Source organism: Alteromonas lipotrueae (genome assembly GCF_019249215.1).
Classification (GTDB): domain Bacteria; phylum Pseudomonadota; class Gammaproteobacteria; order Enterobacterales; family Alteromonadaceae; genus Alteromonas; species Alteromonas lipotrueae.
Genome location: NZ_JAESDI010000002.1, coordinates 211,549 through 227,612, shown reverse-complemented (window position 1 = coordinate 227,612; position 16,064 = coordinate 211,549). Strand labels below are relative to the sequence as shown.

The following is a 16,064-nucleotide window of genomic DNA, read 5'->3' as shown; positions in this document are numbered from 1 at the left end:
CATAGTTTTATGTAGCGAGCTTGAATGAACTTACTTAATTTGAAGACTGCCGCTGGCGAAATTCGCTAGGCGGCATCCCTTGTGACTTTTTAAACCGCTTCGAAAACGTAAACACATTGCTGTAGCCCACGTAGTTGGCAATATAAGCAATGGGCCATTGCGTGCTTATCAGTAAATTTTTAGCCCTTACCATGCGCAGATAAATAACATGCTGCATGGGGCTTCGACCAAACTGCGCAAGGCATAGCCTGTGTAGGTGAGGGGCCGAGTAGTGCACTTTGTCTACCAAGGCGTCTATATCCCAATTGAACTGCAATTGTTTTTCTACCGCAGCAAACAGGGCCGACAATCGTACTTGGTGCGTGCTTTTCACCGGGGTGGCAATATGCTGCAAATATTGCTGAATAATGGGAATAACCGCTTGCCGATGTTGGCTATTGGTTTCTAAATACAGTAATTCCATCGCATGGTGCAACCCTGCCAACTCAATGTCGTGCTGAACGGGGTGTGCTACATCAAAAAAATGCTGCCATCGAGGGCAATCGGATAAATTCAGCCAAATAATGTCCCACTGCTCTTGATCCGCTCGCGGCGCTTGATCGGCTCGCGGCGCTTTCCCAGCGTTAATTTTATCTTGTACTTCACTGGCTTCGCTTTTCGTTACTTCAGTTGCATCCGGCGTTGCGCTGGTTTCATCAAATTGATCAATTTGCACTTCAAAACTTTGGTGCGCTGGCAAAATAATCACACTTGAAGCTGGTAGTGCGTACTCGCCAGACGGGGTGAGTATTTTACCGCTGCCGTTTAATGAATAAAAAAGAGTGTGGTTAGGAGGGGTAACTCGGCCAACTTGATAAGTGCCTGATAAATTCGAGCAGCCCGCCAACTCAATGTCTAGCGCTTTAATTTCTGGCGCATTTGTACTATCTATAAAGCGTTCAAGGCAGTGTGGCCCAATATTCACAATATCGCGAAAGGTTCTCTGCGCGTGCATATTTTGGGAACCAGAAGAAGCTAAGCTAGTAGGTTGCATAATTGTAAAATGAGAGTTTTGGATAAATTAAAGAGAGAAACAAGCATAAAGGATTGCGCGTGTTTCCGCTATATTTCACCTGTTATTAAAAAAACCTACCGTAAAAGGAGCCAGTAATGGCAAATGTTGCTCAAGTTGTTGCGCAAAATGATTGGCAGAACCCTGTCGTATTTCAAAGAAATCGCGTAAATGGACATAGTCCATTAAACGGTTTTTTAACCCAAGAAGATGCTAAACATAACGTTAATGCGCAAAAACAAAGTTTAAATGGCGAGTGGGATTTTAGGTTATATCCCCAACCTGAGGCCGTTACAGAAGACTTACTGAGCGAGGTATTGTCTGAAGCTGCAAACTGGCAGCCTATTATCGTGCCTTCAAACTGGCAACTGCAGGGGTTTGATAAGCCTATTTACTGCAATGTTAAATATCCTTTTCCGGTAACCCCGCCAGACGTGCCTAGCGATAACCCCACAGGCTGCTACCGCACCACGTTTACGGTAAATGAAGAGGCCGTGCAACTGCGTAATCATATTGTGTTTGAAGGGGTTAATAGTGCCTTTCATCTTTGGTGTAATGGTGAATATGTGGGGTATTCGCAAGATAGCCGTTTACCGGCCGAATTCAATTTAACGCCTTTTTTAAAGGTTGGTGAAAATCGCTTAGCGGTAATGGTAATTCGCTGGTCTGACGGGAGCTATTTAGAAGATCAGGACATGTGGTGGTTAAGCGGTATCTTCCGCGATGTGGTACTGGTAACGAAACCACAGCATCATATTCAAGATGTATTTGCCACACCAAAATTAGATGCTTGCTATCGGGATGGCCGCTTAGATGTTCGCACTGCGATTAACGCCCCAGCAAGCTATACGGTGGGCATTCAGTTATTTGATGGTGAAACCGCCGTTACCGCACAAACTGTGTCGAGCACCAATAACCGCCGCATAGACGAGAAAGGCGGCTGGGATGATGTGATTTTTCAATCGTTAACAGTCACTGAGCCTAAGAAATGGACGGCAGAGAGTCCCTATCTATATCGCCTAGTCGTCACTTTGTTTAACGACGCAGGTGATGTGGTCGTTGCCGAAGGCTACAACATAGGTTTTCGTCAGGTCGATATGCTTGATGGCCAGTTATGCGTTAACGGTAAACCTATTCTTATTCGTGGCGTAAACAGACACGAGCATCATGAAAGTAAAGGTCATGCGGTGAATGAAGCTGACATGATTGAAGATATAAAGCTATTAAAGCAAAACAACTTCAATGCGGTACGCACTGCCCATTACCCTAATCATCCGCGTTGGTATGAACTGTGTGATGAGTATGGTTTGTACTTGGTAGATGAAGCGAACATTGAAACCCACGGCATGTTTCCCATGGGGCGACTGTCTAGAGATGCATTGTGGGCCGGCGCTTATTTAGCTCGTTATACGCAAATGGTAGAGCGAGATAAAAACCACGCATCTATTATTATTTGGTCATTAGGTAATGAATGTGGTCATGGGCCAAATCAAGATGCCATGTACGGTTGGTCTAAAGCGTTTGACCCATCACGACCTGTGCAATACGAAGGCGGTGGTGCGAATACTACCGCTACCGATATTATCGCCCCCATGTATGCCCGGGTAGATACCGATGTACTTGATGATGCCGTGCCGAAATGGGCCATTAAAAAGTGGTTATCGCTACCTGGTGAAACTCGCCCTGTTATTTTGTGTGAGTACGCCCATGCCATGGGGAACAGTTTAGGAAGCTTTGCGGACTACTGGCAGGCATTTAAAGACTATCCACGTTTGCAAGGGGGCTTCATTTGGGATTGGGTCGATCAAGGCTTAGTGAAGCATACAGACAGCGGTGAGGCCTATTGGGCTTACGGTGGTGACTTTGGTGATACTGACAACGACCGTCAGTTCTGTATTAATGGTTTGCTGTTTCCTGATCGCACACCGCACCCTGCTTTATTTGAAGCGAAGTACTGCCAACAGCATTTGACATTCACGCTTAAAGCACTAGAGAACGAACAAGCTAGCAGCTATCAGTTAACCATCACCAGCGACTATGTATTTCGTTCAACCGATAACGAAATACTGCAGTGGCAATTGCTTAAAAACGGCGAATGCGTTGCCAACGGCACTGAAACATTAAGTATTGGCCCCCAGTCGTCACAAACACTTGTGATAACCCCAAATATTGAGTTTGTACCCGATGCGCAATATCACCTTAATATTGATGTAGCGCTAGCAAACGACTGTGACTGGGCGAATGCTGGGCATGTGTTAGATACAGAGCAGTTCGAGATTGCTAACACCGCAGGTTTATCTCCTTTAACATCGGCCAGTACTAATACTGGTGGTGCTAGTAATGGCGAGAATAAAGCGAAAGAAACAGTAACGGTAGAGCGTAGCGAAACTAAGGTGAAGATCCACGCGGCAAGTAATAACTTCGTGCTTGATGCTAACACTGGGTTACTTACTTCCTGGTTAGCCAATGGCGAAGAGCAGCTCAGTGCGCCATTAGAAGATAATTTTTTCAGGGCACCATTAGACAATGACATTGGCGTAAGTGAAGTGGATAACCCCGATCCAAATGCATGGGAGTCGCGCTGGCGCCGCGCTGGAATAGGGCAATGGCAGCGCAGCTGTGTTGGTGTCGATATTGTTGAATGTGCACACGATGTGCGTGTGACGGCACTGTTTAACTACCATCACAACAATGCTTTAGTCGCCTCTACTCGTTGGTGCTACCGCGTGAATTTAGCTGGCACATTAGCATTAGATGTTCAGGTGAAATTAGCCGATGCATTGCCCCCTATGCCGCGTATCGGTTTGCAGTGGGCAGTGCCTTATTCAAGTCAGGCTGAAGCCAACATTCAGTGGAAGGGATTAGGACCATTTGAGAACTACCCCGACCGATTAGCTGCAGCAAGGTTTGGTAGTTACAGTGAAAGCATCGCGAGTATGCATACGCCTTATATATTTCCTACCGACAATGGGCTTCGTAGTGACTGTCGAGAGCTTAGCCTTAACGCTATAAAAGTAGCGGGTGATTTTCACTTTGCTGTAAGCCCGTACGGGCAAAAGCAGCTTGATGCAGCTAAGCACACCTGCGACTTAACTACTGCCGACAGTACTTACGTGTACATCGACCATGCTCACATGGGGGTAGGCGGCGATGACTCGTGGAGCCCAAGTACGCACAAAGCCTTTTTGTTAGAGAAAAAAGCCTATCGTTATTTTTTATCTTTTACTGCATGCTCATAAGAGCATCGCAAACTAGCTAAGCTTAAGTGCGTTCAAAACTTACATTATAAATTTAGAACGTAAAAAAAAAGCCGCTCTATTGAGCGGCTTTTTTTGTATTTAATCAGGCTATTACTTACAACGGTAACTACCATTGGTATCTCTGTTTGGGCTAATTAGCCGTCGACAGAGCCACAGAAGCGGTAACCTTCACCGTGAATGGTCACAATCAATTCTTCGTCAGAAGGATCTGATTCGAAATGCTTACGAATACGGCGAATAGTTACGTCTACTGTGCGGTCGTTAGGGCGAAGTTCACGGCCTGTCATTTCCATAATTAGCTGCTCACGGGTAAGAATTTTACCTGGGTTGCTAAGGAATAAGTGTAGTGCACGGAATTCACTGCGTGGTAACCGGAACTCTTTACCTGTTGGTGAAATAAGAGAACGGCTGTCGCCATCCAAAATCCAGCCATTGAAGTTTACACGGCTTGGTAAATCATCGTCTTCTGCAGAGTTTGTGGTGCGAGATAATAAGTTACGCGCACGAATAGTTAGTTCACGAGGATTGAAAGGCTTGGTTAGATAGTCATCTGCGCCAATTTCCAGACCTAAGATACGATCAACGTCGTTATCACGGCCAGTAAGGAAAATAAGACCTACATTTTTACGGTCACGTACTTCACGTGCCAAAATTAGGCCATTTTTACCTGGCAGGTTAATATCCATAATAACCAAATTAATTGCGTGATTTTCAAAGAAGTCATGCATTTGATCACCATTTTCAGCTTCAAATACATTGTACCCTTCTGCTTCGAATAAACTCTTTAGCGTGGTACGTGTGACCACTTCATCTTCAACAATTAACACATTTGGCGTCTGCATGGTGTTTTACACTCTTTATAAAATCGGTTTAAGCAATTACTGATTAAATTTTAATATTCGTTTACTTATATGCAAGTTACTATCGAATATTACTAAATTCAAGGTATTGGGGTTAGCCAACAAATTTCAAGCAAAGTTCAATAGTTATACAGGTATTATGACGTTTTCGCACTGGAAACAGGAAAAACAATAACAAATTCTACACCACTACCTACTTCGCTGGTAATTGAGATAGAGCCATTGAGCGCTTGAGTGACTAAATTGTACACTAAGTGCATGCCTAATCCAGACCCCCCTTGTCCACGTTTTGTGGTTACGAAAGGGTCGAAAATACGTTTACGAATATCTGTTGGGATCCCGATGCCGTTATCCCGATACACTAACTTTAGCTTGTTTGTTGTAATTAATTCAGCACAGATGTCAATCTGGCCTTTTTCTATGTTCTCAAAGCCATGGATAACCGAATTCATAATAAGGTTAATAATGATTTGATTAATAGGACCAGCCTTCGTTTCAACGCATAAGGTAGGGTCGCAATCTACGTTGATGTTGTGTTGTAATTTTTTTAAGCGAGGCTGTAACGACAGTAGTATCTCATTAACTAGCTGTGCAAAGCAAAAAGTTCGGCTACTTTCGCTCGATTGATCTACTGCAACCTGTTTAAAACTGGAAATTAGCTCAGCAGCGCGGTTCAAATTGCGATAAATGATGTTTAAATTTTCATGACTTTCATCCATGAAGCGTTTCATGGCACTGGCCTTTAGCGTTTTATTCTCAAAATCCCTTTCAATAACCGCGAGTCGGTCGAGCATCATAGTAGAAGCTGTAACGCCTAAGCCAATGGGGGTATTAACTTCGTGGGCAACCCCCGCAACCATGTCGCCCAACGATGCCATTTTTTCATTTTGTACAATTTGGCGTTGAAACTCATGCAGCTTTTCAAGCGTTTGAATTAATTCTTGGTTAGCGTCTTTCAACGCATTAGTGCGTTGGCTTACCATTTCTTCTAAGCTGGCATTCAGCTTTCTGTGCTGCTCTTCGGCTTGACGCTGTTTGTGCATGTATTCTTGTATGCGAGATAGCATAATATTCACATCATCAGACAGCACGTTTATTTCTTTAATATTGGACGGTTCTGCTCGTGCCGAATAGTCTCGCTGTCTAGAGGTGCGCTGTAGGAAAAAAGAGAGTTTTTCAATAGGAACAGTGGCACGGCGTTGAAAACGCAGTGCTAACAAAAAGCTGAATATCAGTAAGAAAAACATAACCCCAAGGTTAACCAGAACCGTTTTGATAATGTGCTGACCAAACCCGTCTGCAGACATACGAAGGTAAACCCACCCCAAGACTTCGTTGGTCTCTTGGTTAAAAATTTTACGACTACTTTCTAAGTAATCATTTTCGTCTGTAAGCAAGGGGGTTTGATCTAAGTTGGTTAGCTGTTTTTGCTTTCCAGGAATAAGTAGTTGTCCGCCTTTGTTGTAAGAGGCAAAACGTTCAACGGCACTTGAGGTGTTAGGCTCATCCGGTAAGCTTTTATAAATATGTACGTTTAACACTTTGTCAGCAGAATCTAAGAATTGCAAAGATTCTTCCACCAATGCCTGGCTAGAATTTTTAAGCGGGTTGGCAACCACGTTAGCAGTCATCTTAGATAGCAGGTTTGCGCGGTTATCCAATTCGTGTCGATAGGCATTTATTTGGGTGTAGATAGACAAACCGGAGGTGCTAACCAGCGAAATTGCGGCGATGGTCATGACCACCCACAAAAATAAACTTCGTATAGAAAGTTTTATAGCCCGATCTGTCATGCTAAATATCAGAATTTCTAATTAAATGAACGCTCAATAATAGTGGCGCATTCTTTAACAAAAAGAAAGAAACGCCGTACAAGACTATGGAGGTCGCTTACTTAAACGAACATAGATTCGTAAAGTTTAATGTATTCATCTGCAGCTCGTTCCCACGTAAAGCGGGTATTCATGCCCCTTTGCTGCATTTCTCTGAACTTTACTGGGTGTTCATAATAAAACAGCAAAGCGCGACGAATACAAGCAAGCAAGGCTTCAGGGCGTGGCTGTTCAAAAACAAAGCCGGTAGCGTCTTCGCTATGGCGGTTGTCCACCACAGTGTCTTTCAAACCACCTACCGCTCGCACAATAGGAATGGTGCCGTAGGCCAAACTGTACATTTGATTTAGCCCACAAGGCTCAAACTGCGATGGCATTAAGAAAAAGTCGGCGCCCGCTTCAACAAGGTGAGCGTGCTCGGAGCTAAACCCATTAATAAAGGCGAACTGAGAAGGGTTATTTTGCGCAAATTCACCCAAATCCATACACATTTTAGGATCGCCGGTGCCTACGATAACGATTTGCACATTATGCTGAACCAGTTCATCAAGGATAGGCAGAATATAGCCAAAACCTTTCTGCTCGGTGAGGCGGCACACCATACCAATAAGCGGAATGCTCACATTCGTCGGCAAGCCAGACTTTTCTTGCAGTGCGTGCTTGCACGTTTGCTTAGGCAGTAAGTTGTCTGCGTCATAATGTTCTGGCAAAAACGTATCTGTAGCGGGGTTCCATTGTGTATAGTCACACCCGTTTAATATGCCGGAAAGGTCGGTTTTGCGTCTAACCAAACGCTCATGCAAGCCGTGGCTGCCTAGGTCGGTTAACAGCTCTTGTGCATAATGGGGGCTAACGGTGGTTACCTTAGTAGCAAACTCGATACCCGATTGCAGCATATTGATATAACCGCCGTGAACCTGTGCCAGTATGCCGGGGTGATGGCGAAGAAATGGCACTTTTTCAAGTAGGTTTACCCCTTGGAACGCGGCATTGTGAATAGTGAACACGGTACGGGTTTTATCGAAAAAGCCTGTGTTGTCGAAAGCCGTCAAGTAGGGCAGCATGGCCGTATGCCAATCGTGGCAATGGATAACATCTGGCGAATAATTGATAGCTTGAAGGGCAGCTAATACTGCGCCGCTAAAGAAACAAAAGCGCTCGCCATTATCTTCATAGGCTTCGTACGCGTTGGAATACAAGCCTTCACGCATAAAGTATTCCGGGTAATCTACAAAGTATACGGGTAGTCCGTGCCAATCCATAACTCGCACTTCGAAATTATATATTTTGTATTCGGTGAACAACGTTTGTGTTTCACATGCCGTGGGCAAGTCTAACGAGTCTGCCAATACCTTGTAGTAAGGCATAACAATAGCTACGTCTTCTCCAGCTTCTTTCAATGCAAGTGGAAGTGCTTTGCCTACATCTGCTAAGCCACCTGTCTTTACCAGTTCTTCTACTTCAGAGATAGCGAATACAATTTTCACACGAACGCCTCGTATTATATGAACGCGCCTATGGCCTCTGAATGGGCTCTATAGCTGTTGCGCGAATTAGGGCTGACATATATTCAGCCCCATATATCGAATATAGGGGGAATTTATTTACGTTAGCACAGGCTTTAGCAAAAGTGCTATTACTATGCAGCCTGATATAACGAAAATTGTGTGGTTTGTGCAGTGGTTAACACGCGTGGGAAGTGTTCAGATAATAGCCCCGGGTAGGGCAGGAAACGGTTAGCAACCATTTGCAAAGTGCCATTTTGACTTAGCATTTTACGGGCATCTTCAATAAATCGCTTAGTAATGGTGTAGTCGGTTTTAAGTCCGGTATGAAACGGCGGGTTGGTGACAATATGCTGTACTTTACCCTCGATGCCATACAAACCATTCGCAGCATGCAAGGTGGCTGATTGACCATTGGCCGCTAATGTCATCGCGCTGGCATAAATTGCAAGGGCGCTAATATCAGACAGCTGCATTTTTAGGTGAGGGTAGGTCAGCATTAAGTAACTAGCAATTACCCCAGCACCACAAGCAAAGTCTAATACGTTGCCGCTCATACCCGAGGTATGTTTTTCTAGTAGTAGTTTAGTGCCCTTGTCGAGTTCGCCATGGCTAAATACGCCAGGTAAAGAGCACACAGGCCAGCTTGTATTGCCAATTTCATACGTGTCGGTTTCAAGCCAAGCTTCTGGTTCAAATGCTAAGTGAGGCTGTTCAACAATGGTGGTAATTAAACTGCAGTGACGGGCAGAGTCCACTTTATGCGTAACCCCGTAAGGTTGCATGAGTTTAGCCGCGCTTTTTATACCGCCTTTGTTTTCGCCCACAACGTGTATGCGGCCATTTTGACCCACCATGCCTGCTGCCATGCGCAGTAACATTTGAAAATGCGACTTTGATTTAGGCAGAAAAATTAGCACGTCAGTATGGGTGTGTTCATTGCGCATAAAAGGCGTAAAGTAATGGGTGTGCGGCCCCACTTTTTGCACCACCTCAAAACCCTCTTTCGTGATATCTCGGCTATCAAAACTGGATGAAGATATCACTCGAACACATTCAGAAAATATGTCGAAGTACTGGTGCATTACCGTTACATTTTTATGCTTAAGTGCATCGAGGAAGTAGGCATCAGAAGGATTGATAAACAACCATTCGCCTTGCTCAAAAATGTTGATGTTGCGTTCTAAAAGTTGGCTTTGAGGCGTTAAAATCATTACTGCGCTCGCTCGTAAATAAGATCCCAAACACCGTGGCCTAGCTTTTGACCACGGGTTTCAAATTTAGTGATAGGTCGATATTCAGGGCGAGGCACATAGGTACCTTCTTGTGCAGTATTTGCATAACCTGAAGTTGCATCCATTACTTCGGCCATGTGTTCTGCGTAAGGTTCCCAGTCGGTAGCCATATGGAAACAGCCACCTTTTTCTAATTTGGTTAGCACAAGGGCAGCAAACTCAGGCTGAACAATACGTCGCTTATGATGGCGCTTTTTATGCCAAGGATCGGGGAAAAACAATTGAAGTCGAGATAATCCACCCTCTGGGATCATATTCTTAAGCACTTCAACCGCATCGTGATCCATCACGCGCAAATTGGTTAAGCCCTGTTCGCCAGCTTCAGCTAAACAAGCGCCAACGCCTGGGCGATGCACTTCAATGCCAATAAAATTTTTCTCAGGGGCAGCCGCAGCCATTTCAACTAATGATTTACCCATACCAAAGCCAATTTCAACCACAACAGGCGCGGTTCTGCCAAATAGAACTGATAAGTCCAGTTCGGCATTTTGGTAGTCGATACCCATGGTTGGCCAAAATTCTTCAATGGCACGGGTTTGCGCTTTTGTTAAGCGGCCTTCGCGCTTTACAAAGCTTTTAACTTTACTTACGTGAACACCAGCGGCTTCAGCCTCGGCCTGGCTTTTGAATTGCCTCATTTGCAATACCTTTCTTGCCCCAATTTACTGGTGGCGCATTATCCAGTTAGCGGCATGTTATGCAACGCTATAATTAATAAAAGCGCAATAAAATGCGGTTTTTTTAAACATCTATACAATTGCTAAGCAGTGTAGCAAGCTTTTCGGGTTGTTCCAGAAGCATCATATGGCCTGCATTTTCAATCTTGTATATGTTCGCGGAGGCGATGTTATCTGCCATAGCTTGTAGCAAAGCAAGCGGTACAACTTCATCGTCAGTTGCTGCAATAATATTGACGGGCACCTTCGATTTCGCCAACGCTTTTACAAAGTCTTCCCTTGGCGATGTGGCTTGCGTATGAGCCAGCAAAGTATTTTTGCCTAAATCTTCTGCCATAGATTGTACAACGCCCATTACATCAGGACTTTCCTGATGAGTTGGATGCACAAAACGCGTAAAATAGGCAGGGTTTTCTGGCTTGAAGTCGCCACTGTTTAGCATAGTAACCAGCTGTTTGCGCCTCGCTATCTCTTCTTTCGATAAGCCTTTTGCATCATATCCAATAAGCGTAATAGACGCCACGTGCTCCATATTCTGCGATGCCCATAGCGCGGAAATGTAGCCACCCATGGAGAAGCCCACAAGATGTACTTTTTCATCTTGAATAACACGGTCGGAAGTGAGCGCTAGCATGTCGTCTTTGGTGGCTGCCCACTGTAAGGGTACATAGCGACGTTGAGAAATTTTCATGCGTTGCCAAACGGGCAACCAAACACGTTCATCGCATAAGGTTCCGGGTAAAAATAGAACAGGGGCGCTGGTGGTCACAAAGACTCCTAAAATACATTTATACCTTCACATGCTAACATAGCAGGCCATTTATCAATAAAACCTAATGGCTATTAAATGTAGCTAACGGTCATTCACTGCGCAGTTTTTATGACAAATACGGTTACCCCAAACACTTTTGCTGAGCGAGTACTTGCTTGGTACGACATTCATGGCCGCAAGCACCTGCCATGGCAACAAGATATTACCCCCTACAAAGTGTGGGTATCTGAGATTATGCTACAGCAAACGCAAGTCACCACCGTCATTCCGTATTTTGAGCGGTTTATGCAATCTTTCCCCAGCGTGGTGGAGCTAGCCAATGCAGCGCAAGATGACGTACTGCATCATTGGACAGGTTTGGGCTACTACGCCCGCGCTAGAAACTTACACAAAGCGGCTAAGCAAATTGTAGAGGATCACGGTGGTACGTTTCCTGACAACATAGACGATGTAATAGCATTGCCTGGAATCGGACGCTCTACCGCTGGTGCGGTATTATCTATTTCACGCAATCAACGTCACCCTATATTAGATGGCAACGTAAAGCGTGTGCTTGCTCGCTACTACGCTGTTGGTGGCTGGCCTGGCCAAAAAGCGGTTGAAAATGCGTTATGGGAAGTGGCAGAAAAGAATACGCCAGAAAAACGCAGTGCCAACTACACTCAGGTGATGATGGATTTGGGTGCTATGGTATGTACGCGTAGTAAGCCAAAGTGTGATGAATGCCCGTTACAGCACGATTGCTTAGCGTATGCCCAGGGGGCGCAAACTGAATTCCCAGGTAAAAAGCCCAAGAAAGCCATTCCAGAGCGAAGTACGTTACTTATAGTGCCATTGTTCCAACGACAGGTTTATTTGGAACAGCGGCCTTCTAGCGGCTTGTGGGGCGGTTTATATGGTTTTATTGAAGCACAAGATATAGAAAGTGCTGAAGCTGAACTTGCCAAGCGAGGTATTGAAGCCAGTTCATTTGAAACCCAAACAGCCTTTAGGCATACCTTTAGCCATTTTCATTTGGATATAACACCGGTGTTTGCCGTGGTAAACTCTGTACCCAGAAAGCAGGTGGCAGAACAAAAAGCCCAGTGGTTTATGTTTAACGAACCTATTGAAGTAGGTTTAGCTGCCCCGACAAAGAAAATCATTCAGCAATTAGTGCATGTGCTTTAGCGCATCGAATAGGTTAAGGACATACAATGAGTAGAGTGGTATTTTGCCAGCGTTTACAAAAAGAAGCCGACGGCTTAGATTTTCAGCTTTACCCTGGTGAGCTAGGAAAACGTATTTACGATAATATTTCAAAAGAAGCATGGGCCGACTGGCAAAAGAAACAAACCATGCTAATTAACGAAAATAAGTTAAATATGATGGAACCTACCGCCAGACAGTTTTTAGAACAAAGTATGTCGGCTTACTTGTTCGACGGCGTAGAGCCTACCATTGAAGGCTATGTTCCGCCTGAAAAGTAATCAAAAAAGCGTATTTTGCATAAACAATGTGCAAACGGTAACAAAACCGAAAAAAAACCGACAAAAACGGTTGACTTGTTAGTCGGAAATCCGTTTAATACGCACCCACAGCGAGACAGGCAGCAAACGCCCAAACGCTAAAAGATTTTGCCTCGATAGCTCAGTTGGTAGAGCAGCGGATTGAAAATCCGCGTGTCCCTGGTTCGATCCCGGGTCGAGGCACCATTATTAGAAGCCCTTGCAGAAATGCGAGGGCTTTTTTGATCCAGGGCTTACGAAGTCAACGGCACACGCTAACGTACCCCTGCGGCTGCGCCGCGCGTTACAATCCCGGGTCGAGGCACCATTATTCAATCGTCTCCATTTTCGAGACAAAGCTGTCTCCTTATACATAACCAATCCCGCTATCGAAATTTATTATTGCAATAACAATGCATACACATACTTTTGTGTAAAAGCCTTTCCTATTAGTTTCGTCACAAAAGTTTCATCAAAAAGTCTGTCTACTTTTTTCAGCTACTGACTCATTACATGTGTTAACCGTGCGCACCGGAACATCTCACTCTAACTTTGCACTACTAGGATCACACATGAAAAATCAATTTGCCAAAACTACACTCTCATTGGGTGTGTTGGCTGGATTAACGGGTGTTACGCCTGTAACAGCACAGCAGTCATCAGTTGCTGATGAAAACGTTGAAGTAATTGAAGTCACTTCTTTTCGTAGCTCACTAATTAGAGCGAAAGATTTGAAAAAAGATGCCATTATCTCCCGCGATACAATCTTGGCAGAAGATATCGCAGACTTTCCAGACCTTAATTTGGCCGACTCTCTGCAGCGAGTACCAGGGATTACCATTACCCGGGAAGGTGGCGAAGGCCGCCAAATTTCGTTACGCGGCCTAGGTCCCGATTTTACACGTGTTCAAGTAAACGGTATGGAAGCCATGGGCACGTCTTCATCACCCATGGATGCCCGCGGCGGTGTAAGTCGCACTCGTGGCTTTGACTTTAATGTTTTCGCATCTGAGTTGTTCAATCGAATTGACATTAGCAAAACCTACTCAGCCGATCAGGAAGAGGGCGGCATTGGCGGAACGGTCGGGCTATTTACCGCAAAACCATTCGATTATGACGGGTTCAAAAGTGCGTTGTCGGTACGAGGCGGCTACAACACGAATAGCGAAGAAACTAACCCTCGTATGGCTGGGCTTATTTCGAATGTCTGGAACAAATTTGGCGCCTTGGTTTCCGTAGCTTACAGTGAACGTGAAACTGCCGAGTATGGAACCAATACTACACGCTGGCGCCGAGAAGGTGGAAAAACTGCTGCGGATCCAGCAGATACCGACCTGCAAGCTGAGTTAGATTCAGGTGAACTTTGGTTTCCTCGTGGTCATCGCTTTTCTCGCTGGAACAATACTCAAGATCGCTTAGGAGTCACTGCCGCATTCCAATACAAACTGTCTGATTCTTTTTCACTAACGTTAGACATCATGCATGCAGAGTTAGAAAACAATACCGATGAACATCACTCTGCAGTGAAAGACAACAAGGTTGTATCTGATCTTATATGGGAAGAAAACGACGGGCAAAAAGAAGTCGTTTACGCCTTGTATGAGAATGCAACGTGGCGTAACGAGAACTCTCGTCGTTACAATGAGTCGGAATTTAACCAATATACGCTTAGTATGGACTGGACAATAAACCCTGAGTTCTATGCCAGTGCCGTTATTGGAACAAGTTCATCTGACTTTGATCAGCCTGAAGTTATAAAATCGAATATTCATGCCAAAGGCATCGTGGATATCGCTACAGACTTCAGACAAGATCGCTTCTACGGTATTAGCACTTCGTCTGACTTCGATACTACGCAACTCGATGGCTACGAGATGAAAGATATCTACCTGCAGGAAAACTACATTACTAATGATTTTGACACAGCAAAAGTCGATTTCACCTACCTCGTGGGCGATACAGGAGAACTCCAATTTGGAGTGAACTATAAAAAATTCGAGAATTCTGCTTACCAATTAACCCAAAGCAATGCGCAAAATATTGCACCTGAAAATACCGGCGTCACCACACTAAATGATGCTCTGGTTGAAGTGTATAGTGAACATCCCAACACCAGCTGGCTTCAAGGTGATTTAGACGCATTGCTAAACTTTTATGGGCTTAGTGGCTATAACATTGATGACAGTGAGCTTACACGAAATGACAAATCGCCAGTAACAGAAGAAACGTTGGCGATGTACGTGCAATACGGCTGGGAGAACGAGTTTGCAGGTAAGCCGCTGCTAGTAAGTGCTGGGTTGCGATATTTTGAAACAGATATTACGGCGGCCGGTAAATCATCGGGTGCCGCCATAGAGACCACCCGTTCGTACTCAGATGTTTTGCCTACTATCAACCTCGTTTATGAGTTGCAAGAAAACGTGTTATGGCGTGCATCGGCAAGCAAAAATATAACCCGTCCGTCCTTGGGGGCGCTAAGCTATAACGCGTCAGTCTCGCAAACATCGGGGGATGCGATTACCAGCGTGACGATGGGAAATCCAATGTTGGAACCCTTTGAATCGAACAATTTGGATACCGCGTTTGAGTGGTATTTCGATGACGTTGGTTATGCCGCAGCTGCCATTTTTTATAAAGATATCGATAATTTCATTGTCGATACTACCAGTGAAGTTGTGTATTCATCATTGGGCTTACCGGCAGAGTTGCTACCTGTAGATAAAACCGTCGACAGTATTTTTTATTTACAGCGTCCAGAGAATATGGACGCATCGAAAATTAAAGGGGTGGAGTTAACTTTCTCTCGCGATTTAGATTTCCTTCCTGCACCATTTAATCATTTAGGTGTTATTGCAAACTATACCTATGCAGATGGTGATGCTCTGTATCGCAATATCTATGGCGAAGAGGGTAATGACCAAGAAAAAGCGTTCACGGGATTATCGAAAAATAGTTATAACTTTACGCTGTACTACGAGCAGGAAGGCTGGGGCGCTAGAGTGTCAGCGGCATACCGTAGTGCATACCTTACTGGCGCGTCTTCCAGTGGCGATCAGGATGAATCAGGTTATCACGGTACAACATTCATCGATTTCTCTTCATTCTACCAACTAACCGACACTATTAAACTGAGCTTTGAAGGCATTAACCTCACCGATGAGCGTCAGGAGTTATATAGCGATTCTCACGATCGTGCATACAATACCACGACCAGTGGGCGTACTTATATGCTTGGTGCAACCATGCAATTTTAAACTAAGTAGCATACCAGGCTTGCCTGGTATGCTTTTTCCAATGGACGTTTAAACAGTAATGAAAAAAGTTT

The 16,064-nt window shown here is 44.7% G+C and carries 11 protein-coding genes and 1 tRNA gene; 5 read left to right on the top strand and 7 right to left on the bottom strand.

Annotated features, from left to right (window positions below):
- Window positions 1-34: 34 nt before the first annotated feature.
- The gene (locus JKP82_RS02745; RefSeq protein ID WP_258544319.1) at window positions 35-994 is read right to left on the bottom strand and encodes a helix-turn-helix transcriptional regulator; all 960 of its coding nucleotides are present in this window, start codon (window positions 992-994) and stop codon (window positions 35-37) included.
- 155 nt (window positions 995-1,149) lie between these two features.
- Here JKP82_RS02745 and JKP82_RS02740 point away from each other — a divergent pair, with 155 nt between their 5' ends.
- Window positions 1,150-4,290: a beta-galactosidase gene (locus JKP82_RS02740; RefSeq protein WP_218395757.1), complete on the top strand. Its 3,141-nt coding sequence runs from the start codon at window positions 1,150-1,152 to the stop codon at window positions 4,288-4,290.
- A gap of 155 nt (window positions 4,291-4,445) precedes the next feature.
- Here the strand turns inward: JKP82_RS02740 and arcA are convergent, their stop codons facing one another.
- The 6 genes from arcA to JKP82_RS02710 all read right to left on the bottom strand — a co-directional run bounded on the left by arcA (window position 4,446) and on the right by JKP82_RS02710 (window position 11,249).
- Complete coding sequence (gene arcA, locus JKP82_RS02735; protein ID WP_013785842.1) at window positions 4,446-5,153, bottom strand: two-component system response regulator ArcA; 708 nt, start codon at window positions 5,151-5,153, stop codon at window positions 4,446-4,448.
- A 155-nt stretch (window positions 5,154-5,308) separates the two neighbouring features.
- On the bottom strand, window positions 5,309-6,964 hold the full coding sequence (locus JKP82_RS02730; RefSeq protein WP_218395756.1) for a HAMP domain-containing sensor histidine kinase: 1,656 nt from the start codon (window positions 6,962-6,964) through the stop codon (window positions 5,309-5,311).
- A 101-nt stretch (window positions 6,965-7,065) separates the two neighbouring features.
- Window positions 7,066-8,490 carry a glycogen synthase GlgA gene (gene glgA / locus JKP82_RS02725; RefSeq protein WP_218395754.1) on the bottom strand — a complete coding sequence of 475 codons (1,425 nt, stop codon included), beginning with the start codon at window positions 8,488-8,490 and terminating at the stop codon, window positions 7,066-7,068.
- 152 nt (window positions 8,491-8,642) lie between these two features.
- Window positions 8,643-9,722: a methyltransferase gene (locus JKP82_RS02720; RefSeq protein WP_159528066.1), complete on the bottom strand. Its 1,080-nt coding sequence runs from the start codon at window positions 9,720-9,722 to the stop codon at window positions 8,643-8,645.
- Complete coding sequence (trmB, locus tag JKP82_RS02715; RefSeq protein WP_159528067.1) at window positions 9,722-10,441, bottom strand: tRNA (guanosine(46)-N7)-methyltransferase TrmB; 720 nt, start codon at window positions 10,439-10,441, stop codon at window positions 9,722-9,724. Before trmB ends, JKP82_RS02720 begins: the two co-directional genes overlap by 1 nt.
- Window positions 10,442-10,544: 103 nt before the next feature.
- Entirely contained in the window at window positions 10,545-11,249 is a 705-nt protein-coding gene (locus JKP82_RS02710; RefSeq protein ID WP_159528068.1) for an alpha/beta fold hydrolase, read from the bottom strand.
- A 111-nt stretch (window positions 11,250-11,360) separates the two neighbouring features.
- On the opposite strand from JKP82_RS02710, the gene mutY reads away from it, so the two are divergent.
- From mutY to JKP82_RS02690, 4 genes are all read left to right on the top strand, one after another.
- Window positions 11,361-12,422 (top strand): A/G-specific adenine glycosylase, encoded by a 1,062-nt coding sequence (gene mutY, locus JKP82_RS02705; protein WP_159528069.1) that lies wholly within the window; start codon window positions 11,361-11,363, stop codon window positions 12,420-12,422.
- 26 nt (window positions 12,423-12,448) lie between these two features.
- Entirely contained in the window at window positions 12,449-12,721 is a 273-nt protein-coding gene (locus tag JKP82_RS02700; protein WP_013785835.1) for an oxidative damage protection protein, read from the top strand.
- Window positions 12,722-12,870: 149 nt separating this feature from the next.
- Window positions 12,871-12,946: transfer RNA gene (locus JKP82_RS02695), tRNA-Phe, on the top strand.
- Window positions 12,947-13,311: 365 nt separating this feature from the next.
- On the top strand, window positions 13,312-15,993 hold the full coding sequence (locus tag JKP82_RS02690) for a TonB-dependent receptor (RefSeq protein WP_218395753.1): 2,682 nt from the start codon (window positions 13,312-13,314) through the stop codon (window positions 15,991-15,993).
- The last annotated feature ends 71 nt before the right edge of the window (window positions 15,994-16,064 follow it).

What these genes read in the sequence shown, in the direction of transcription:
- JKP82_RS02740 (WP_218395757.1), top strand. Translation starts at nt 1,150, where the DNA reads ATGGCAAATGTTGCTCAAGTTGTTGCGCAAAATGATTGGCAGAACCCT.
- mutY (WP_159528069.1), top strand. Translation starts at nt 11,361, where the DNA reads ATGACAAATACGGTTACCCCAAACACTTTTGCTGAGCGAGTACTTGCT.
- trmB (WP_159528067.1), bottom strand. Translation starts at nt 10,441, where the DNA reads ATGAGGCAATTCAAAAGCCAGGCCGAGGCTGAAGCCGCTGGTGTTCAC.
- JKP82_RS02700 (WP_013785835.1), top strand. Translation starts at nt 12,449, where the DNA reads ATGAGTAGAGTGGTATTTTGCCAGCGTTTACAAAAAGAAGCCGACGGC.
- JKP82_RS02745 (WP_258544319.1), bottom strand. Translation starts at nt 994, where the DNA reads ATGCACGCGCAGAGAACCTTTCGCGATATTGTGAATATTGGGCCACAC.
- arcA (WP_013785842.1), bottom strand. Translation starts at nt 5,153, where the DNA reads ATGCAGACGCCAAATGTGTTAATTGTTGAAGATGAAGTGGTCACACGT.
- JKP82_RS02720 (WP_159528066.1), bottom strand. Translation starts at nt 9,722, where the DNA reads ATGATTTTAACGCCTCAAAGCCAACTTTTAGAACGCAACATCAACATT.
- JKP82_RS02730 (WP_218395756.1), bottom strand. Translation starts at nt 6,964, where the DNA reads ATGACAGATCGGGCTATAAAACTTTCTATACGAAGTTTATTTTTGTGG.
- JKP82_RS02690 (WP_218395753.1), top strand. Translation starts at nt 13,312, where the DNA reads ATGAAAAATCAATTTGCCAAAACTACACTCTCATTGGGTGTGTTGGCT.